This is a genomic window from Modestobacter sp. VKM Ac-2985 (genome assembly GCF_026967925.1).
In the GTDB taxonomy this organism is placed as follows: Bacteria; Actinomycetota; Actinomycetes; order Mycobacteriales; family Geodermatophilaceae; genus Modestobacter.
In genome coordinates, this window is record NZ_JAPVBI010000002.1 from 118,695 (window position 1) to 137,509 (window position 18,815).

Sequence of the window (18,815 nt, forward strand, 5' to 3'; positions counted from 1 at the left end):
CCCCGCGGGATGCTCCCACGTCGGCCGCCGCCCGCTCCGCGGCGCAGGGAGCGGACGGCGACCGGGGCGGGTCAGGAGAACAGCGCGCTGTAGCCGTTCAGCGCCGGCTGGCCGCCGAGGTGGGCGTAGAGCACGGTGGACGACCGGTCGATCTCGCCCCGGCCGACGAGGTCGATCGTGGCGGCCATCGACTTCCCCTCGTAGACCGGGTCGGTGACCATCCCCTCGGTGCGCGCGGCCAGCTCCATCGCGGCGATCGTCGTCTCGTCCGGGATGCCGTAGATCCCGGCGTGGTACCGCTCGTCGAGCTCCACGTCGTCCAGGGTGAGCTCGCGCTGCACGCCGATCGCCGACGCCGTCCGCTGCGCGATCCGCAGCACCTGGTCCCGGGTCTCCGCGGGCTTCGCCGAGGCGTCGACGCCGAGCACGCGGCGCGGCCGGGCGCCCTGCTCCTCCAGCTGCGCGAAGCCGGCGACCATGCCCGCCTGGGTCGAGCCGGTGACCGAGCAGACGACGACGGTGTCGAAGAAGACCCCGAGCTCCGCCTCCTGCTGGGCGACCTCGTGCGCCCAGTTGGCGAAGCCCAGCCCGCCGAGCGGGTGGTCCGACGCCCCGGCCGGGATGGGGTAGGGCTTGCCGCCGCGCGCCTCGATCTCGGCCAGCGCGGTCTCCCAGCTCTCCTTGAACCCGATGCCGAACCCGGCCTTGACCAGTCGCACGTCGGCCCCCGCCAGCCGGGAGATGAGGATGTTGCCGACCTTGTCGTAGACGGCGTCCGGCCAGTCGACCCAGCTCTCCTGCACCAAGACGCACTTCAGCCCGAGGTGCGCGGCGACCGCGGCGACCTGCCGGGTGTGGTTGCTCTGCACCCCGCCGATCGAGACCAGCGTGTCGCAGCCCTGGGCCAGCGCGTCGGCGACCAGGTACTCCAGCTTGCGGGTCTTGTTGCCCCCGTAGGCGATGCCGGAGTTCACGTCCTCCCGCTTCGCCCACACCGCGGCGCCGCCCAGGTGCTCGGTGAGCCGGTCGAGCCGGTGCACCGGCGAGGGGCCGAAGAGCAGGGAGTGGCGGGGGAAGTCAGCAAGGCTGGCCATCGGTGGTCTCCTCCAGTTGGGACAGCAGCGCCGTCCAGATCTCGGTGGTGGTCGCGACGGCGGTGTCGGCGTCGGCTGCCGCGCAGGCGGCGATCAGGCGGTCGTGCAGGGCGACCGAGCCCTCGCCGTGGGCGGCGAAGCGCTGCCGTTCCAGCCGGCGGATCGCCGGGGTGAAGCGGTCGACGGTGGCGGTGAGGGCGGCGTTCCCGCAGCGGGCCAGCAGGACGTCGTGCAGCTCGTCGTCGGCGTCCATCGCCGCGTCGACGTCCGCCGCCCGCAGCGCGGCGGCGAACCGCTCGTTGGCCGCGCGCATCGCGGCGACGTCCTCGGCGGTGACCCGGCCGGCGGCCTCGCGCACCGCCAGCTCGTGCATCGCCCGGACGACGACGGCGGCGTCCCGCACCTGCTCGAGCACCAGCGGCGTCACCCGGGTGTGGCTCTGCGGCTTGGCCTCCACCAGCCCCTCGTCGGTCAGCCGGGCCAGGGCGGCGCGCACCGGGGCCACGGAGAGACCGAGCCGGCTGGCGAGCGCGGCGTCCTTCACCACCGTCCCGGGCGGGAGGTCACCGGCCACGATCGCGTCGCGGATCCGGGTCAGCGCCTCGTCGCGCAGCAGCACGCGCGGCACAGGGTCGAGGGGCACAACTGACATCTGACATGTCAGTTGCCTGCGATGTCAAGGGCCGGATCGCTGCGGTCGTCGGCAGGGCGGGCGCTGTTCCGCCCCGGCGCACCGCCGCCAGCATCGACGGCATGGACTGGACCACCACCTCCGCCGAGGCCGCCGCCCACTTCGTCCGGCGGCTGGCCGTGGAGACCGACGTCTCCGACGTCCACGCGGCCCTGGAGTCCGGCCGGCCCGGCTTCGCGCTGGTCGACACCCGCAGCGCGGAGTCCTGGGCGCAGGGGCGCGTGCCCGGCGCCGTCCACCTGCCCGGACGGGAGATCGCCGGGCGGGCGGCGGTCGAGCTCGACCCCGCCGTCCCGGTGGTGGCGTACTGCTGGGGGCCCGGCTGCAACGGTGCCACCCGCGCGGCGCTGACCCTGGCCCGGCTGGGCTACCGGGTGCGGGAGATGATCGGCGGGTTCGAGTACTGGGCCCGGGAGGGCCTGCCGGTGGAGACCGCGACCGGGACCACCCGCCCGGCGGTCGACCCGCTCACCGCCCCAGCAGGGGTCAGCTGCGGCTGCTGAGCCTCAGTGCCGGCCCGCACACGACTGCGCGGGGAGGCTCTCGCGGGCCCAGGTGGTCAGCTGCTCGAGCACCGGCGTCAGGGACCGGCCCGCGTCGGTCAGCTGGTAGCTCACGGCCACCGGCGGCCCCTCGTCCACGGCGCGGTGGACCAGCCCGACCGCAGCCAGCTCGCTCAACCGGTCGGAGAGCACGGAGTCGCTGATCCCGCCCACGGCCCGGCGGAGCCCGGTGAAGGTCGCCGGCCCGCCGGCGAGCACGCCGATGATCAGCCCGTTCCACCGCTTGCCGAGGAAGCCGAACGCACGCGCCAGCGCGTCGTCGCACGCCTCCGGCGCGTGCACCACGTCCTCGACCACCCGGTCATCGTAGAGCCGTCGACCCTCGTGCTCCTGGGATCGAAGTGCTAGCTTTCTCGAAGTGCTAGCAATCCGCTAGCAACTAGCTTCGAGGGAGTGTCATGTCGCTGTTCCGTCTGGACGCCAGCATCCGGGTCGAGGGGTCGGCCAGCCGCGAGATCGCGGACATCGTCGAGCGCGAGTGGCGGTCCGGGAACCCCGACGCCCCGGTCACCCGCCGGCACGTCGGCACCGAGCCGCTGCCGGCCGACGCCTGGGGCGCCGCCGTCGCCGGCTCCTACCTCACGGCCGAGCAGCGGACGCCGGAGCAGGCCGACGCCCTGGCCCTGGCGGCGACGCTGACCGACGAGCTCGTCGACGCGGAGGCGCTGCTCCTCGCCGTCCCGCTGTACAACTTCGGCGTCTCCCAGCACCTCAAGACCTGGGTCGACCTGGTCATCACCGACCCGCGGATGGGTCCCCGCGCCGAGCCCCCGCTGGCCGGCAAGCCCGCCGTGCTGGCGGTGGTGCGCGGCGGCAACTACAGCGCCGGCACCCCGCGCGAGGGCTGGGACCACGCCACCTCCTGGCTGCGGCGCATCCTGGCCGACGTCTGGCAGCTGGACCTCCGGGTGGTCGAGCGGGACTTCACCCTGGTCGGGGTCAACCCGGCGCTGGACTCCTTCACGGACATGGCCGCCGAGCTGAAGGCCACCGCGGATCGGGAGGCGGCCGAGCACGGCCGGCTGCTCAGCAGCACCCCCGCCGCCGCCTGAGCCACGACGTCCGCACCCCGGCTCGGTGCAGCGCCGGGGGCGGGTCGTCGGTCGCAGCTCACCCGGCTCAGCCCTGCCCCAGCTCGACGGTCATCGCCACCTCGTACCGGTCTCCGCGGTAGGTCGACAGCGCGTGCTCGACCGGCCGGCCCGCGCTGTAGGAGACCCGGTCGAACACCAGCACCGGGCGGGACGGCGACACTCCCAGCAGGACGGCGCACTCCCGGTCGGCCTCCGCCGCCCGCACCGTCTGCTCGGCCCGCTCGATCGCACAGCCGTACCGCTCGGCGAACAGCGTGTAGAGCGAGCCGGTGAGGTCGGCCTCGTCCAGGTCGGGCGCCACCGCGACCGGGTACCAGCCGTCGTCGACCGACATCGGCTGGTCGTCGGCCAGCCGCAGCCGGCGCACGTGCCAGGCCCGCTCGCCCGCGGCCAGCTCCAGCGCGGCCCCGGTCATCGGCGGCGGCACGGCGCGGGCGACCGCCAGGACGACGGTGCTCGGCCGCAGCCCGAGCCGGCGCATGTCGGAGTGGAAGGACGCCAGGTGCAGCCGGGACCGGGCGGGCCGCTCGGCCACGAAGGTGCCCTTGCCCCGCACCCGCACGAGCACGCCCTCGCTGACCAGCTGGCCGATCGCCTCGCGCACGGTGATCCGGCTGACCCCGTGCTCGACGCACAGCTGGCGCTCCCCGGGCAACGGGGCGCCCGCCGGGAGCCGGGTGGCCAGCTCGGTCAGCCGGGCGCGCAGCTGCTCGTGCTTGGGCACCACCCCGTCGACGATCAGCGCGGTCACCACCTCTGGTCGGTCAGCTTGTGGCTGAGCACGTAGCGGTAGTAGTCGGCCCGGGCCAGCTGGGCACCGGCCGCCTCGTCGACGACGAGGGTGACGTGCCGGTGCAGCTGGAGCACCGACGCGGGGCAGGACGCCGTCAGCGGCCCCTCCACGGCGGCGGCGATCGCGGCGGCCTTGGCCTCCCCGGTCGCCACCAGCACCAGGTGCTCCGCACCCAGGATCGTGCCCAGCCCCTGGGTGATCACGTGCCGGGGCACCGCGGTGACGTCGTCGCCGAAGAACCGCGCGTTGTCGGACCGGGTCTGCTCGGTGAGCGTCTTGACCCGGGTGCGGCTGGCCAGCGACGAGCCGGGCTCGTTGAAACCCAGGTGCCCGTTGGCCCCGATCCCGAGCACCTGCACCGCCACCGGCCCGGCGGCCAACAGCCGGTCCTCGTAGTCGTGGGCGGCCTGCAGCGGGTCGGCCGCTGCGCCGTCCGGGCCGTGCACCACCGCCGGGTCGAGGCCGAGCTCGTCGGTCAGCTCCCGGCGGATCACCTCGCGGTAGCTCTCCGGGTGGCCGGCGGGCAGGCCCACGTACTCGTCGAGCAGGAACGCCTGCACCCCGTCGAAGGACAGCCCCTCCTCCCGGTGCCGGCGCAGGAGCTCGCGGTAGGCCAGCAGCGGCGAGGACCCGGTGGCCAGGCCCAGCACCACCGGCCCGCCCCGGCCCAGCGCGGCCAGCACCGACCCGGCGACGGCGTCGGCGACGACCCGCCCGCAGTCCTCGGGGGTGGGCAGCAGGACGACCTCCACGGTCAGCTCTCCTCTCGGTGCACCCACGCGCCGGCCCGCAGGACGGCGGTGGGGTTCAGGTGCAGGTCGGTGACGAGCACGTCGGCCCGCCGGCCCGGAGCCAGCTCGCCCACGTCCTCGCGGCCCAGCAACCGGGCCGGGGTGGCGGTCGCCGAACGGACGGCATCAGCGAGTGGGACTCCAGCTGCCACCGTCGACCGGACGACGTCCACCAGCCGGGCGGTGCCGCCGGCGATGGCGCCCGATCCCCCGGCGAGCCGGGCGACGCCGTCGCGCACCTCGACCGGCAGCGAGCCGAGGCGGTAGCTGCCGTCCGCCATTCCGGCGGCGGCCATCGCGTCGGTGACCAGTGCGATCGCCCCCGCACCGACCAGGGCGAAGACCGTCGCCACCGTCTCCGGTGCCAGGTGCACGCCGTCGCCGATCAGCTCGACCACCAGCTCGCCGCGCACAGCGGCGGCCAGGCAGGCGGCGACCGGGCCCGGCGCCCGGGACAGCAGCGGGGGCATGCCGTTGAACAGGTGGGTGGCGGACAGCGGGCCGCCAGGGGCAGCCGACCGGATCGCGGCGGTGACCTCGGCGGCGGCGGCGGCGGTGTGCCCGAAGCTGGGCAGCGCCCCGTGTGCGCGCAGCAGGTCGACCAGTTCGGCCCGGTGCGCGGTCTCCGGCGCCAGGGTCATCGAGACGACGGTCCCCCGCCCGAGGGTCAGCAGCTCGGCCAGCAGCGCCGGATCTCCCGGGACGAGTGCAGCCGGGTCCTGGGCGCCGCACCGGGCGGCGGAGAGGAACGGTCCCTCCAGGTGCACCCCGGCCAGCTCGCCGGCCTCGACCAGCGGGGCCAGCACGGTCAGCCGCTCGCGCAGCACCGCCGCCGGGGCCGAGACCAGGCTGGCCACCACCGTCGTCGTCCCGTGCGCCCGGTGGTGGGCGGCTGCGGCGCGCACCCCGGCGACGTCCGCATCGGGGAAGCCGTGCCCGGCCGCGCCGTGGCAGTGCAGGTCGACCAGGCCGGGCAGCAGCAGCGTCCCCGGCGCGGGGGCCGGCAGCGCACCGGTCCAGTCCCGCGCCGGGCCGGCGAACGCGACCCGGTCGCCGGCGACGGCGAGCACCCCGTCGTCCACGACCGAGCCGCCGGTGACCAGCCGGCCCCGCAGCACGGAGCCGGGCGCGGTGCCGCTCAGGATCACGGCCCCCTCGGGTGCTCGGGGCGCGCCGGGCGCCGGTCGGGTGGTCAACTGGTCATGACCAGTTGACCGGAGGATCGTCGCCGGGCGCGGGCGATGTCAACTCCGCACCGCCGTGCGCCCGCCGTCCACGACCCGCGCTAGCGTCCGCCCGTGACCGATCGGACGAGGACCTTCGCCTGGGGCGACCCGATGCAGACCGCCACGGCCGCCCGCGCGAGCGCCGGGGTGGACGTGCTGCGCGCCGTGGTGGCCGGGGAGCTCCCCGGGCCACCGATCGCCGACACCCTCGGGTTCGACCTGATCGAGGTGGAGCCGGGCCGCGTCGTCTTCGCGTTCGAGCCGGCCGAGTACCACTACAACCCGATCGGCTCGGTCCACGGCGGCGTCTACGCAACGCTGCTCGACTCGGCCACCGGCTGCGCCGTCCACTCGATGCTGCCGGCCGGCGTCGGCTACACCAGCCTGGACCTGACGGTGAAGTTCCTCCGCGCGATCACCCTGGACACCGGCCGGGTGACCTGCGTCGGCACGGTGACCCACCTGGGCGGCCGGACGGCGCTGGCCGAGGCCCGCCTGCTCGACGCGGAGGACCGGCTGCTCGGCACCGCGAGCAGCAGCATCCTGGTCATCCGCCCGCAGCCCGGCACCCAGGTCGGCTGAGGCCCGCGCCGTCCTCGAGTGCGCAGTCGAGGTCGCCCCGCGCGGCGTGTCGTGCCGTGTCGGCGACCAGAACTGCGCACTCGACGCGCGCCTGGCACCGTCAGGCCGGGACGCTGACGCCGATGCCGCCTCGCGTCTGGGCGCCGTAGCGGGCGATCTCGGCGTCCAGGTCCAGCGGGCGGGTGGTCGCGCCCAGGGCCTGGACGTCCGGGGTGATCAGGTCGGCCGGCAGCAGCCAGGAGACCTCGAACTCGATGCCGTCGGGGTCCTTGGCGTAGAGCGCCTTGGTCGTGGCGTGGTCGGAGGCCCCGGCCAGCGCCCCGGCGTCGGCCAGCGCGCCACGGATCCGGGCCAGCTCGGCGAGGGTGTCGACCTCCCAGGCCAGGTGGTACAGCCCCACCGTGCTGCGCCCGGCACCGGAGGGGCCGGCCTGCGCACCGACCGCGAAGAGCCCCAGGTCGTGGTCGTTGGTCGACCCCTCGGCCTGCAGGAACACCGCCCGACCGGGCATCTCCGTCCGCACCCGAAAGCCGAGGACGTCGCGGTAGAAGGCGGTGCTGCGGTCGACGTCCCGGACGAAGAGGACGGCGTGGTTCAGGCGCTGGACGGGCACGGTGCACTCCTGGGATCGGTCGAGGTGCCCAGTCTGCGCCGTACTACTTGATTCTTCAAGCAAAATCCCGACGGTGTGACCCGCCCGAGCGGAGCGGGTAGGGCCGGGACGTGTCCGGACCAGTGCCACACGACGTCGTCGTCCGACTGGACCCGGAGCTGCGGTGGCTGCTCGCGCCGCGGTTCCGGTCCGCCGGCGACCGGCGGCTGCCCTTCGACCCCGATGCGACCGTCGGGCACCTGGTGCAGGCGGCCGGCGTCCCGCTGACCGAGGTCGGCCCGGTGGTGGTCGCCGGCGCGCAGGCGGCGCTCGACGTCCGGCCCGCGCCGGGCGCCGTCCTGGAGGTGCGGCCGGTAGACCGCCCCCAGCCGGTCCCCACCGGGGGGTTCCTGCTGGACGTCGGGCTCGGCGGACTGGCCCGGCGGCTGAGGTTGCTCGGCCTGGACGCCGCCTGGCGCAACGACGCCGACGATCCCGAGCTCGTGGCCCAGGCAACGGCCGAGGACCGGGTGCTGCTGACCCAGGACCGCGGACTGCTCATGCGCCGGGCGCTCCCGGCCGGGGCCCTGGTGCGCGGCGGCGGCACGGACGAGCAGCTCGCCGATGTCCTGGACCGGTTCGCCGTCGTCCCGGCGCCACTGACCCGGTGCACCACGTGCAACGGCGAGCTGCGGCCGGCGCCCAAGGCCGCGGTGGCCGACCTGCTGGAGCCGGGTACCCGCCGAACCGTCGAGGAGTTCTCCCGGTGCACCCGGTGCGGCCAGGTCTACTGGCGCGGCGCGCACGCCACCCGGATCGACGCGATCCTGCAGCAGGCCGCCGGGACCCGGGCGACGCTGCAGCCACCCGTGGTCTGATCCTCGGGTGAGCGAACCCCCCGTCGTGCGGAAGGCCACCCGCGCCGACGTCCCCCGGCTGGCGGCCACGCTGGCCGTCGCCTACCCCGACTACCGCTGGACCTCCTGGGCGCTGCCCGAGGACGGCCGCACCCAGCGACTGTCCCGCTGGGCGGAGCTGTGGGGCGCGCTGGTGCCGGTGCTGGCGGGGACGGCGTGGGTGACCGACGACGTGAGCGCGGCCGCTGCCTGGGTCGCCCCCGATGCCGGAGAGCACGCCGCGGATCTGCAGGCGGTCATCGACCGCGACCTGCCGCGGGTGTTCGGCGCCCGCCAGCCGGTCGTGCTGGCCAGCGAGCGGCTCGGCGCACTGGGCCGGCCCGAGGAGCCGCACTGGTGGCTGCACGCCGTCGGCACCCGGCCCGCCGCCCGGCACCAGGGGCTCGGCGCGGCGGTGCTCCAGCCGGTGCTCGAGCGCTGCGACGCCGACCGGGTGCCGGCCGCGGCGACGGTCTACACCTCCACCGTCGTCCGGTGGCTGCAGCGGTCGGGCTTCGCCGTCACCCACTCGACCCGGACGGCGGTCGACCACGAGCTGCCGATCTGGACCATGGTCCGCCAGCCGAAGCGGAGCTGACCCGACGCAGGTGAGCCTGACCTGACCCCTGGGGGCCACAGGTCGGCCCCGGTGGCCCGCGGGGGTCGGGCAGGAGAGGGACGACCGTTCCTGCCGCCGCCCCCGCGAGGTCACCGTGTACCTGTCGAAGACCGAGGCCGCCGTCCTCACCAGCACGCTGCCGCGCACCCTGCCGCGGCCCACCCCACCGGCGCCGAAGCGGCGGCTCTGGCCGCTGCTCGGGCCAGCGTTCGTCGCCGCGGTGGCCTACGTGGACCCCGGCAACTTCGCGACCAACTTCTCCGGCGGCGCCTCCTTCGGCTACACCCTGCTGTGGGTGATCGTCGCGGCCAACCTGATGGCGATGCTCATCCAGACCCTCACCGCCAAGCTGGGGCTGGCGACCGGGCGCGACCTGGCCACCTGCTGCCGCGAGCGGTTCCCCCGCCCGGTCACCTGGGGGCTGTGGGCGCAGGCCGAGGCGGTCGCCATCGCCACCGACCTGGCCGAGATCGTCGGCGGGGCGGTAGCGCTGAACCTGCTGTTCGGGGTACCGCTGTGGATCGGCGGGATCATCACCGCGATCGTCGCGTTCATCCTGCTCGCCGCCCAGTCCCGCGGCTTCCGGCCGTTCGAGCGGGTGATCACCGGGCTGCTGCTGGTCATCGGCGGTGGGTTCGTCTACACGCTGATCGGCTCCGGCATCGACCCCGGCGGCGTCGCCTCCGGCATGGTGCCGAGCTTCGCCGGCACCGACAGCCTGCTGCTCGCCACCGGCATCCTGGGCGCCACGGTGATGCCGCACGTCATCTACGTGCACTCCGCGCTCACCCCGGGCCGGTACGGCGACACCGTCACCGCGGGGAGGTCGCACTCCGGACGGCGCGGGCTGCTGCGGGCCCAGCGGATCGACGTCTTCATCGCCATGGGCCTGGCCGGGCTGGTCAACGCCGCGATGCTGGTGATCGCCGCGCAGCTGTTCACCTCCGGCGACGGCATCGAGTCACTGGAGAGCGTGCACGCCGGCCTGGGCGAGCAGCTCGGCAGCGGCGCGGCGCTCGCCTTCGCCGTCGCCCTGCTCGCCGCCGGGTTCGCGAGCTCCTCGGTCGGCACCCACGCCGGCCAGGTCGTGATGGCCGGGTTCCTGCGCAAGCACATCCCCGTGCTGGTCCGCCGGCTGGTCACCCTCGCCCCAGCGCTGCTGGTCCTGGGCCTGGGCGGTGACCCGACGACGGCGCTGGTCTGGTCGCAGGTGGTGCTCTGCTTCGGCATCCCGTTCGCCCTGGTGCCGCTGCTGTGGCTGACCTCTCGCAAGGACCTGATGGGCGGCTGGGTCAACCGGCGGGTCACCACCCTCGTCGGGTCGGTCGTCGCCGCGCTGATCATCGCGCTGAACGCCTACCTGCTGGTCAGCACCTTCCTGAGCTGACCCCTCACCCGGCAGGATGCCGGGATGGACACGCGGGAGCCGGTCGGCTGGGCGCCGGGCATGTCGATCCTGGCCGACACCGGCCCGGCGGAGTGGATCGAGACCGCGCTGACCCCGGGGCCCACCTCGTGGACGGTCGCCGGGCTCGTCCCGCCGGTCTTCGAGGCCTACGCCCGGGTGCTGCCGCCCAGCTACGAGGACTCCGAAGGCGAGCCGCGCCACCGGTGGTCAGAGATCGCCGCCGTCACCGGGGTGCCGCTGACCGCCGACATCCGGTTCGACGACCTGGTGGCGGGCTCCAGCCGCTGGGGCCGGCCCTCGGACGGCGGGCTGGACGCCCGCGAGACCGCAACCCTCGCCGACGTGCTGAGCGAGTTCACCGGGACGCCGGCGGAGGCCTGCTTCTGTCTCTGGGAGGGCTTCGGCCTCGAGGAGACCGAGGCCTGGACCGACCGGCCGATGCGCGTGGAGATCCCCCACCGGGCGTACCACCTGCTCACCGGCCCGGTCGCCGCTGCACCGGTGCTGCCCGCCGAGGTGCCGTGGCGGTGCGCGAGCCTGTGGTGGCCGGCGGACCGGGCGTGGCTGGTCGCCACCGAGATCGACGGCTACCTGACCTACGTCGGTGGCAGCCGCGCGGCGATCGACGCCGTCCTGACCGCCCCGGACCTCGACGCCGTGGCCGTGGACCCGTCCACCCCGCTGGACCCCAGCTACGGCTGAGCACCGCCGCACCGATGAGGAACGGCGTCCGGCGCCGTCTCAGGTACGACACCGCCGGCCCCCGACAGAGGAGCACTGCACATGAGCGCGATCAAGGTCCACGAGTTCACCACCGTCGACGGGGTGGTCGACGCCCCGATGTGGACGATGGACTACGGCTTCCCCGACGACCTGGCCGCCTCCATCGGCACGCTGACCGGCGCCTCGACCGGGATCCTGCTCGGCCGGAACACCTTCGAGATGTTCGCCCCGGCCTGGTCGACCCGGACCGTCGAGGACGACGAGGGCGCCCCGTTCTTCAACGACACCCGCAAGCACGTGGTCAGCTCGACGCTGACCGATGCGGAGTCGGTCTGGCGGAACTCGACCGTGCTCGGCGGGTACTCGGCCGACCGGATCCGGGCGCTCAAGGACGAGGTGGACGGCGACCTGTACGTCAGCGGCAGCGTCACGCTGGTCCGGGCACTGCTCGCCGACGGGCTGGTCGACGAGCTGCACCTCTACGTCTACCCGCTGGCCGTGGGCACCGGGATCCGGCTGTTCCCGGAGGGCACGTCCCAGTCGCTGTCCCTCCTCGGCACCGAGTCGCTGAGCAACGGCGTCGCCCACCTCACCTACGGCCCGGCCGCCGGCTGACGCCTCGCTCGTGCGCCGTTCCCCGCTCTCCTGCGCCGCTGCACCGGCGCGAGAGCGGAGGGACCGGCGCGAGAGCCGGCCACCGAGAGGCCACGATCGCGACTTCGCCCCCCCCCGGTCGCCGGCCTCAGGCCGGTGGGGCCTCGCCGACCTCGGCGAACAGGGGGACGTCGCTGAGCCCGGCCACCGCCTGATCCGGTCCGCCGGCGGGGTCGGCAACCGCCGGGGGCACCAGCACCTCGATGCCGTCGCCCTCCGGGCGGGCGGTGGCGGCGGCGAGGACGTCGGGGTGCTCCCGGAGCAGCCGCTCGGCCTCCGCCCGCAGGTCACCGGGGCGGCACGGGGTCTGCTGGACGGTCACCTCGACGCCCGGGTCGGCCAGGACGGCGCGCACCGGCCCCGGCAGCTCGCCGTGCCAGCGCACGGTCAGCCGCTTGCGGTCCAGGCTGATCCCGGGGGTGCCGAAGTCCGGGGAGTCCCCGGCTGCTGCGCTGAGGCGCTCCAGCAGGTCGTAGATCGCCGTCGGGCCACCCGGGTAGGCCACGAACTCGCCGTGTCCCAGCCGCGGGGCCGGCCCGGCGGACGACTTCTTGCGTGCTGCCATGCCCGCCATCATCCAGGCTGGGCCGCATGGAGATCTCCGGTGCGCGCATCTGGGTCACCGGCGCCTCGACCGGCATCGGTGCGGCGCTGGCGACGGAGCTGGCCGATCGAGGGGCCCGGGTGGCGATCAGCGCCCGCAACGCCGAGCAGCTCACCGAGGTGGCCGGGAGCCGGATGGTCGTCGTCCCGGTGGACGTCACCGACCGGGCGGCCACCGTGGCGGCGGGCGAGCGGGTGCGGGAGGCCCTGGGCGGCCTGGACGTCGCCGTCCTGAACGCCGGCACCTGGTCGTCGTTCCACGTGGAACCGTGGGACTCGCAGCTGTTCGCCGACCACCTGCAGGTGAACGTGATGGGCGCGGTCCACACCATGGAGGCCGTCGTCCCGCAGATGCTGGCCGCCGGGCGCGGCCGGGTCGTCGGGGTCGCCTCGGTCGCCGGCTACCGCGGCCTGCCGGGCTCGGAGGCCTACAACGCGGGCAAGGCGGCGCTGATCAACCTGCTGGAGGGCCTGCGCGGCTCGCTGGCCCCGCGCGGCGTCGTCGTCCAGATCGTCAACCCGGGGTTCGTGACCACCCGGCTGACCGACCGGAACACCCATCCGATGCCGTTCAAGGTCGAGGCCGACGTCGCGGCCCGCACCATCGCCGACGGCATCGCCCGGGACAAGGCCGAGGTCGTCTTCCCGGTGCCGATGATGGTCGCGATGAAGCTGGCCCGGCTGCTGCCGGTCCGGCTGTGGACCCGGCTCACCGCCGAACTCGCCCGCCGCGGCGTGCACGGCGGACCGAGCCGCCGCGCGGGGTGACCGGTCAGACCGGTCCAGCCGCCGCGCGGCCCATCTCAACGACCAGGTGACCTGATCCCGTGGGGACCTACCGCACGGTCTGCCACCAGGTGGGTCCCCGCACGACCAGGTGACCTGATCGTGCGGGGACCCGGCCACGCCCGGGGGATGGCGGGCCCGGGTCAGTCGCGGGGGCCGCCGGCGACGTAGATGACCTGGCCGGAGACGAAGCCTGCGCCCTCGCTGCACAGGAACGACGCGGTGTGCGCGATGTCCTCGGGCTGGCCGACCCGGGCGACCGGGATCTGCTTGGCGGCCATCTCCTTGAACTGCTCGAACGGCACGCCCACCCGCTCGGCGGTCTGCGCGGTCATCTCGGTCTCGATGAAGCCGGGGGCGATCGCGTTCGCGGTCACGTTGTACCGGCCGAGCTCGATGGCGAGGGTCTTGGTGAAGCCCTGCATGCCCGCCTTGGCCGCGGAGTAGTTGACCTGGCCGCGGTTGCCCAGCGCCGAGACGCTGGAGAGGTTCACGATCCGGCCGAACTCCGCCTCCACCATGTGCTTCTGCGCGGCCTTGCTCATCAGGAAGGCACCGCGCAGGTGCACGCCCATGACGGCGTCCCAGTCCTCGACGCTCATCTTGAACAGCAGGTTGTCCCGGGTGATCCCGGCGTTGTTGACCAGCACCGTCGGGGCACCGAGTTCGGCGGCGATCCGCTCGACCGCGGCGTCCACCGACGCCTCGTCGGCCACGTTCGCGCCGACCGCGAGCGCCTCGCCCCCGGCCTTCTGGATCTCCTCGACCGTGCCCGCGCACGCGGCCTCGTCCAGGTCCAGGACGGCGACGGCCATCCCGTCCTGGGCGAACCGCCGTGCGATGGCAGCGCCGATCCCGCGCGCCGCTCCTGTGATGATCGCCGTCCGCTGCTGAGCCACTGCATCTCCTCGTCGAGTACGTCGGCGGGCCACGGTCGTCCGGCCCGCCGTGCTGCCTCAGTGCATAGCACCAGGTGCAGCGGGCTCGCGCACCCGGCCGGGCCCACCGGAGCCCGGCATCGTCACCGTCGGCTCGCGGACCGGGGAGCAGGCCTCAGCCGGGCACCACACCACCGCGCCAGGCGGCGTCGAAGAAGCCGACCTCCAGCTCCATGGCCCGGCGGTAGGCGCGGCGCACCGCGGGGGTGTCGGCAGCCGTCCCGTCCAGCAGCCGTTCCAGCGTGCCGGTCAGCTCCTCCAGGCCCGGGTCGGCGTAGGTGCTGACCCACTCGGCGTAGGTGCTCGCCGACCGGCCGGCCAGGGACTGCCCGAGGTGGGCGTACAGCCGCATGCACGGCGTCATCGCCGCGCAGGTCAACCCGGCCCCGCCCAGGGACGCCGTGGCGAGCAGGAACTCGGTGTAGGCCAGCGTGGCCGGCAGTGGCTCCACCGCGGCCAGGTCGATGCCCCACCGGGCCGCGTAGCCCTCGTGCAGCCGCAGCTCCTCGCGGACCCCGGCGAGCAGGTCGGCGAAGACGTCCAGCCCGGCCCGGTCGGGGCTGTGCGCGGCGCCGAGGGCGTAGGCGCGGGCGAAGGACTCCAGGAAGAACGCGTCCTGCGCCACGTAGCCGGCGAACAGCTCCGCCGGCAGGCTGCCGTCGCCGATGCCCTGCACGAACGGATGCGCCAGCGCGACGGCGGCGAGATCGGCGTTGGCGGCCCAGAGGTCAGCGGCCAGGCTCACGCCGCCTGCTCCAGGGCCATGTCCCAGAAGGCGATCTCGGCGGCGACGACCTCGGCGAAGACGTCGTCCTGTCCGCCACCCAGCGTGTCGGCCGCCGTCTCCAGGCCGGCGACGTAGCCGGCGAAGCCGGGCACGGTCCAGTGCTCGACGAACTCGCGGTAGGCCGGGGCGCCGGGCAGCGCGGTCGTCCAGGCGTCGAGGTAGGTGCGCTCGATGGTCCACAGCGCGGTCAGCGCGACCGGCACCTCGGCGGCGTCCAGCCGGTCCAGCAGCTCGGCGTAGGCCGCGGTGGCCGGCAGCGCGGGTGCGGTGAGGTCCAGGCCGCGGGCGACCGCCTGCTCCTCGAACCAGGCCAGCTCTTCGACCAGGGCGACCAGGCCGCCGGCGAGCACGGCCTGGGCGGGCCGCGGCGCGCGGGCCAGCAGCCGGGCCTGGAAGCGCAGCAGGTCGGCGACGAAGCGGGCGTCCTGGACGAGCCAGGTGTCGAAGGCGCCGGCGGGCAGCGACCCGTCGCGCACCGCGGTCAGGAACGGGTGCGCGGTGGCCGCGCGCCAGCTCTCGGGATGACGTCGGAGCAGCTCGGAGACCGGCACGGCGCGGACTCTACGAGGTGGTTAGGGTGGCCACGTCATGGCGTCGAGCCATGTGCGGGAGCTCGGAGGACCGGGCTGAGAGGGCGGCTGACGCGCCGCCGACCGCTGGAACCTGACCGGGTAATGCCGGCGTAGGGAGCCCGTGATGAGCACATCTGAAACCGTCGGCACGACCACGTCCGGGGCGGACGCACCGCTCACCCTCACCGAGCCGGCGGCCCGCACGCTGGGCTTCCGCGAGTCCGCGGGCCTGTGGGGCAACCTGGGCATCAGCCTGCTGCTGCCGGTGGCCGCCGTCTACGTCGTCCTGCCCGGGCGGCCGCTGTCGGTCACGCTCGCCGCGATCGTCGTCGGCGCCGTCATCGGCGCATCGCTGCTGGGGCTGGCCGCCGCCGCGGGCGCCCGCGAGGGCGTGCCGGGGATGGTGCTGCTGCGCGGCCTCCTCGGCCGGCGGGCCTCCTACCTGCCCACCGCGCTGAACCTGGTGCAGTGCATCGGCTGGGCCACCTTCGAGATCGTGATCATCGCCGAGGCGGCGTCCCGGGTGCTGGACGCGCCGCGGTGGCCGTTCGTGCTGGTCGCGGGAGTACTCGCCACCGCGATGGCGCTGCGGCCCCTCGGCGTGGTCCGGGTGCTGTCCCGGTACGCGGTGTGGCTGGCACTGGCCGCGATCGTCTACCTGTTCGTCGAGGTGCTCTCCGAGCCGCTGGCCCCGCTGGACGCCGGCGGCGCCGCCTCGTTCTGGACGGCGACCGACATCGTGATCGCCCTGCCGGTCTCCTGGTTCCCGCTCGCCGCCGACTACACCCGGCACGTGCGCAGCGGCCGGGTCGCCGGCACCAGCACCGCCCTGGGCTACGGCCTGGCCACCACCGCCATGTTCACCCTGGGCGTGCTGGCGCTGGCCGCCTACGGCAGCTCCGGGCTCGACGTCATCGACGCGCTGCTGGCCGTGCAGCTCGGAGCGGTGGCGGTGCTGGTGCTCGTCGTGGTCGAGCTCGACGAGGCCTTCGCGAACGTCTACTCCACGGCCGTGTCGGCGCAGAACGTGGTGGCCCGGCTGGACCGCCGGCTGCTCGCGCTGGGCGTGGGTGCCACCGCCACCGTGCTCGCGCTGAGCTTCGACATCGTCGCCTACGAGCCGTTCCTCTTCCTGATCGGCGCGGTCTTCGTCCCGCTGATCGGCGTCTTCCTGGTCGCCTACGCGCTGAGCGCCCCCGGCCGGTGGGACACCTCGGACACCGCCCCGGCCCGGCTGGTCTACCTGCTGCCGTGGCTGGCCGGGTTCGTCGCCTACCAGCTGACCCTGCCGACCTTCTTCTCCGGCGTCGGCGCCGGCTGGACCTCCTGGTGGGCCGCACGCCAGGCCGACCTCGGCATCGACCCGGCCAACGGCTGGTCGGCCTCGCTGGTCAGCCTGGCGGTCGCGGCGTCCCTCACCGCGGTGGTCGCACTGCTCGACGCCCGCCGCGGGCGGCAGCGGGCATGACCGGGTCGCTGGGCCGGCTGCACGTGCTCACCGACGCCGACGGCGGCCCCGGTGCGCTCGCCGTGGTCGCGGCCGCGGTGGCCGCGGGGGCGCCGGTGGTGCAGGTCCGGGCGAAGGGCTGCAGCGACCGGGTGCTGCACGACTTCGCCTCCGCGGTCGTGCAGCTCTGCCGGCCCGCCGGCACCACCGTCCTGGTCAACGACCGGGTCGACGTCGCCCTGGCCGTCGGCGCCGACGGGACGCACCTGGGCGCCGACGACCTCCCCCTCGCCGCCGCCCGGCGGGTCGCCGGGCCGGGGCACCTTCTCGGCGGCACGGCCCGCGACCCGCAGCGGGCCCGGGAGCTGGTGGCCGAGGGCGCGGACTACCTGGGGGTCGGCCCGGCCTTCGCCACCACCACCAAGACCGGTCTCCCCGCCCCGATCGGGGTCGCCGGGATCGGTGCCGTGGCCGCCGCGGTGCCGGTGCCGGTCATCGCCATCGGCGGGGTCACCGCGGCACGGGTCGGGGAGCTGCTGGCCGCCGGCGCCGCCGGGGTCGCGGTGGTCGGTGCGGTCACCGGCGCCGCCGACCCGGGTGCCGCGACGGCGGAGCTGCTGCGGGCCCTGGCGGCCCCCCGGTGATCGACGTGGCGGTCGCCGGAGGCGGGCTGATCGGGCTGTCGGTGGCCTGGCGGACGGCCCAGCGCGGCCTCTCAGTCGCCGTCGTCGACGACGCCCCGGGCAGCGGCGCCTCCGCGGCCGCCGCCGGGATGCTCGCGCCGGTCACCGAGGCCGCCTACGGCGAGCAGGCGCTGCTCCGGCTGTGCCTGGCCTCACTCCAGCGCTACCCGGCGTTCGCCGCCGAGGTCGAGGCGGCCGGCGGCCTGCCGGTCGGGCTGCGCACCGCGGGCACCGTGGTGGTCGGCTTCGACGCCGACGACGTGCGGGCGCTGGACGCGCTGCACGGCTACCAGCAGGAGCTCGGGCTGGCCGTCGAGCGGCTGACCCCGCGGGAGACCCGCCGCCGGGAGCCCGCGCTCACCCCCCGCCTGCGCGGTGGACTGGCCGTCGAGGGCGACCACTCGGTCGACGGCCGGGCATTGCACCGGGCGCTGACCGCAGCCGCCGAGGCCGCCGAGGTGCGGTTCGTCCGGGACCGGGTGGCCGGCGTGGAGGTCGCCGGTGGGCGGGCCACCGGGCTGCAGCTGACCGACGGCTCGGTGCTGTCCGCCAGCACCGTCGTCCTGGCCCTGGGCGCGCACAGCGGCACCCTCCCCGGGGTGCCCCCGCTGCCGGTCCGGCCGGTGAAGGGGCAGATCCTGCGGATGGCCGGCGCGGCCGGGCTGCTCACCGGCACGGTGCGGGCGCTGGTCCGCGGCCGGCAGGTCTACCTGGTGCCCTACGGCGAGGACGGGCTGATCGTCGGGGCGACCACCGAGGACCGCGGCTTCGACGCCACGGTCACCGCCGGCGGGGTGCACGACCTGCTGCACGACGCGATCGAGGTGGTGCCCGGGGTGACCGAGCTGGAGCTGCTCGAGACCCTCGCCCGCTGGCGGCCCGGCACCGACGACAACGCCCCGCTGCTGGGCCCCAGCGGGCTGCCTGGGCTGGTGCTCGCCACCGGTCACCACCGCAACGGCGTCCTGCTCACCCCGGTGACCGGCGACGTCGTCGCCGAGCTGCTGGCCACCGGCGAGCTGCCCGAGCTGGCCGCCCCGTTCACCGTCGAGAGGTTCCCACACCGATGACCATCCCGTTGACCGTCAACGGCAGCCCCGTCGAGCTGCCGGCCGGCACGACCGTGGCCGCGCTCGTCGCGCAGCGCACCAGCGGGCACGACCGGGTCGCGGTCGCCCGCAACGGCGACGTCGTCCCGCGCAGCAACTGGACGACGACCGAGCTCTCCCCCGGCGACCGCCTCGAGGTGCTCGCCCCCACGGCAGGAGGCTGA

Annotated in this window: 24 protein-coding genes and 1 riboswitch; of the genes, 13 read left to right on the top strand and 11 right to left on the bottom strand. The window is 75.1% G+C overall.

Going from position 1 to position 18,815, the window contains the following annotated elements; translation table 11 throughout:
• Window positions 1-71: 71 nt before the first annotated feature.
• Both O2V61_RS09775 and O2V61_RS09780 read right to left on the bottom strand, forming a co-directional pair.
• Complete coding sequence (locus O2V61_RS09775; RefSeq protein ID WP_269183122.1) at window positions 72-1,094, bottom strand: 1-aminocyclopropane-1-carboxylate deaminase; 1,023 nt, start codon at window positions 1,092-1,094, stop codon at window positions 72-74.
• Window positions 1,078-1,737, bottom strand: a complete 660-nt coding sequence (locus O2V61_RS09780; protein WP_269183123.1) for a GntR family transcriptional regulator — start codon at window positions 1,735-1,737, stop codon at window positions 1,078-1,080. Before O2V61_RS09780 ends, O2V61_RS09775 begins: the two co-directional genes overlap by 17 nt.
• A 110-nt stretch (window positions 1,738-1,847) precedes the next feature.
• On the opposite strand from O2V61_RS09780, the gene O2V61_RS09785 reads away from it, so the two are divergent.
• A complete protein-coding gene (locus tag O2V61_RS09785; RefSeq protein WP_269183124.1) occupies window positions 1,848-2,288 on the top strand; it encodes a rhodanese-like domain-containing protein in 441 nt (146 codons plus the stop codon).
• 3 nt (window positions 2,289-2,291) lie between these two features.
• Here the strand turns inward: O2V61_RS09785 and O2V61_RS09790 are convergent, their stop codons facing one another.
• Window positions 2,292-2,645, bottom strand: coding sequence for a winged helix-turn-helix transcriptional regulator (locus O2V61_RS09790; RefSeq protein WP_269183125.1), 354 nt, complete (start codon window positions 2,643-2,645; stop codon window positions 2,292-2,294).
• Between the two features lie 101 nt (window positions 2,646-2,746).
• On the opposite strand from O2V61_RS09790, the gene O2V61_RS09795 reads away from it, so the two are divergent.
• Window positions 2,747-3,400 carry an FMN-dependent NADH-azoreductase gene (locus O2V61_RS09795; protein WP_269183126.1) on the top strand — a complete coding sequence of 218 codons (654 nt, stop codon included), beginning with the start codon at window positions 2,747-2,749 and terminating at the stop codon, window positions 3,398-3,400.
• A gap of 67 nt (window positions 3,401-3,467) precedes the next feature.
• On the opposite strand, the gene O2V61_RS09800 is transcribed toward O2V61_RS09795, so the two are convergent.
• From O2V61_RS09800 to O2V61_RS09810, 3 genes are read right to left on the bottom strand one after another with little or no spacing between them, the layout of a single operon-like run.
• A complete protein-coding gene (locus O2V61_RS09800; protein ID WP_269183127.1) occupies window positions 3,468-4,193 on the bottom strand; it encodes a GntR family transcriptional regulator in 726 nt (241 codons plus the stop codon).
• The gene (nagB, locus tag O2V61_RS09805) at window positions 4,190-4,987 is read right to left on the bottom strand and encodes a glucosamine-6-phosphate deaminase (RefSeq protein WP_269183128.1); all 798 of its coding nucleotides are present in this window, start codon (window positions 4,985-4,987) and stop codon (window positions 4,190-4,192) included. Before nagB ends, O2V61_RS09800 begins: the two co-directional genes overlap by 4 nt.
• A 2-nt stretch (window positions 4,988-4,989) precedes the next feature.
• Window positions 4,990-6,174 (bottom strand): N-acetylglucosamine-6-phosphate deacetylase, encoded by a 1,185-nt coding sequence (locus O2V61_RS09810; RefSeq protein ID WP_269183129.1) that lies wholly within the window; start codon window positions 6,172-6,174, stop codon window positions 4,990-4,992.
• A 150-nt stretch (window positions 6,175-6,324) separates the two neighbouring features.
• Here O2V61_RS09810 and O2V61_RS09815 point away from each other — a divergent pair, with 150 nt between their 5' ends.
• Window positions 6,325-6,834 (top strand): PaaI family thioesterase, encoded by a 510-nt coding sequence (locus O2V61_RS09815; RefSeq protein WP_269183130.1) that lies wholly within the window; start codon window positions 6,325-6,327, stop codon window positions 6,832-6,834.
• Between the two features lie 100 nt (window positions 6,835-6,934).
• Here O2V61_RS09815 and O2V61_RS09820 read toward each other — a convergent pair whose 3' ends face one another.
• Entirely contained in the window at window positions 6,935-7,447 is a 513-nt protein-coding gene (locus O2V61_RS09820; protein ID WP_269183131.1) for a VOC family protein, read from the bottom strand.
• 110 nt (window positions 7,448-7,557) lie between these two features.
• Here O2V61_RS09820 and O2V61_RS09825 point away from each other — a divergent pair, with 110 nt between their 5' ends.
• The 5 genes from O2V61_RS09825 to O2V61_RS09845 all read left to right on the top strand — a co-directional run bounded on the left by O2V61_RS09825 (window position 7,558) and on the right by O2V61_RS09845 (window position 11,687).
• Window positions 7,558-8,304: a Mut7-C RNAse domain-containing protein gene (locus tag O2V61_RS09825; RefSeq protein ID WP_269183132.1), complete on the top strand. Its 747-nt coding sequence runs from the start codon at window positions 7,558-7,560 to the stop codon at window positions 8,302-8,304.
• A gap of 7 nt (window positions 8,305-8,311) precedes the next feature.
• On the top strand, window positions 8,312-8,920 hold the full coding sequence (locus tag O2V61_RS09830; protein WP_269183133.1) for a GNAT family N-acetyltransferase: 609 nt from the start codon (window positions 8,312-8,314) through the stop codon (window positions 8,918-8,920).
• Window positions 8,921-9,035: 115 nt separating this feature from the next.
• Entirely contained in the window at window positions 9,036-10,328 is a 1,293-nt protein-coding gene (locus O2V61_RS09835) for an Nramp family divalent metal transporter (protein ID WP_269183134.1), read from the top strand.
• A 24-nt stretch (window positions 10,329-10,352) separates the two neighbouring features.
• Entirely contained in the window at window positions 10,353-11,051 is a 699-nt protein-coding gene (locus O2V61_RS09840) for a hypothetical protein (RefSeq protein ID WP_269183135.1), read from the top strand.
• 81 nt (window positions 11,052-11,132) lie between these two features.
• Window positions 11,133-11,687 (top strand): dihydrofolate reductase family protein, encoded by a 555-nt coding sequence (locus O2V61_RS09845; protein WP_269183136.1) that lies wholly within the window; start codon window positions 11,133-11,135, stop codon window positions 11,685-11,687.
• Window positions 11,688-11,814: 127 nt separating this feature from the next.
• On the opposite strand, the gene O2V61_RS09850 is transcribed toward O2V61_RS09845, so the two are convergent.
• Window positions 11,815-12,291: a hypothetical protein gene (locus tag O2V61_RS09850; protein WP_269183137.1), complete on the bottom strand. Its 477-nt coding sequence runs from the start codon at window positions 12,289-12,291 to the stop codon at window positions 11,815-11,817.
• Window positions 12,292-12,317: 26 nt separating this feature from the next.
• Here O2V61_RS09850 and O2V61_RS09855 point away from each other — a divergent pair, with 26 nt between their 5' ends.
• On the top strand, window positions 12,318-13,097 hold the full coding sequence (locus O2V61_RS09855; protein WP_269183138.1) for an SDR family NAD(P)-dependent oxidoreductase: 780 nt from the start codon (window positions 12,318-12,320) through the stop codon (window positions 13,095-13,097).
• A 161-nt stretch (window positions 13,098-13,258) separates the two neighbouring features.
• Here the strand turns inward: O2V61_RS09855 and fabG are convergent, their stop codons facing one another.
• From fabG to O2V61_RS09870, 3 genes are all read right to left on the bottom strand, one after another.
• Window positions 13,259-14,014, bottom strand: coding sequence for a 3-oxoacyl-ACP reductase FabG (gene fabG / locus O2V61_RS09860; protein ID WP_269183139.1), 756 nt, complete (start codon window positions 14,012-14,014; stop codon window positions 13,259-13,261).
• Window positions 14,015-14,168: 154 nt separating this feature from the next.
• A complete protein-coding gene (locus O2V61_RS09865; protein ID WP_269183140.1) occupies window positions 14,169-14,798 on the bottom strand; it encodes a TenA family protein in 630 nt (209 codons plus the stop codon).
• Window positions 14,795-15,391: a TenA family transcriptional regulator gene (locus tag O2V61_RS09870; protein WP_269183141.1), complete on the bottom strand. Its 597-nt coding sequence runs from the start codon at window positions 15,389-15,391 to the stop codon at window positions 14,795-14,797. The genes O2V61_RS09865 and O2V61_RS09870 overlap by 4 nt, the downstream gene beginning before the upstream one ends.
• A 44-nt stretch (window positions 15,392-15,435) precedes the next feature.
• Window positions 15,436-15,546: riboswitch (TPP riboswitch) on the top strand.
• On the opposite strand from O2V61_RS09870, the gene O2V61_RS09875 reads away from it, so the two are divergent.
• The 4 genes from O2V61_RS09875 (at window position 15,537) to thiS (ending at window position 18,815) form a co-directional block, all read left to right on the top strand.
• Window positions 15,537-16,880, top strand: a complete 1,344-nt coding sequence (locus tag O2V61_RS09875; RefSeq protein ID WP_269183142.1) for a purine-cytosine permease family protein — start codon at window positions 15,537-15,539, stop codon at window positions 16,878-16,880. It overlaps the preceding riboswitch by 10 nt.
• Window positions 16,877-17,503 (top strand): thiamine phosphate synthase, encoded by a 627-nt coding sequence (gene thiE, locus O2V61_RS09880; protein WP_269183143.1) that lies wholly within the window; start codon window positions 16,877-16,879, stop codon window positions 17,501-17,503. The genes O2V61_RS09875 and thiE overlap by 4 nt, the downstream gene beginning before the upstream one ends.
• A gap of 5 nt (window positions 17,504-17,508) precedes the next feature.
• Entirely contained in the window at window positions 17,509-18,612 is a 1,104-nt protein-coding gene (thiO, locus tag O2V61_RS09885; RefSeq protein ID WP_269183144.1) for a glycine oxidase ThiO, read from the top strand.
• The gene (gene thiS / locus O2V61_RS09890; RefSeq protein WP_269183145.1) at window positions 18,609-18,815 is read left to right on the top strand and encodes a sulfur carrier protein ThiS; all 207 of its coding nucleotides are present in this window, start codon (window positions 18,609-18,611) and stop codon (window positions 18,813-18,815) included. The genes thiO and thiS overlap by 4 nt, the downstream gene beginning before the upstream one ends.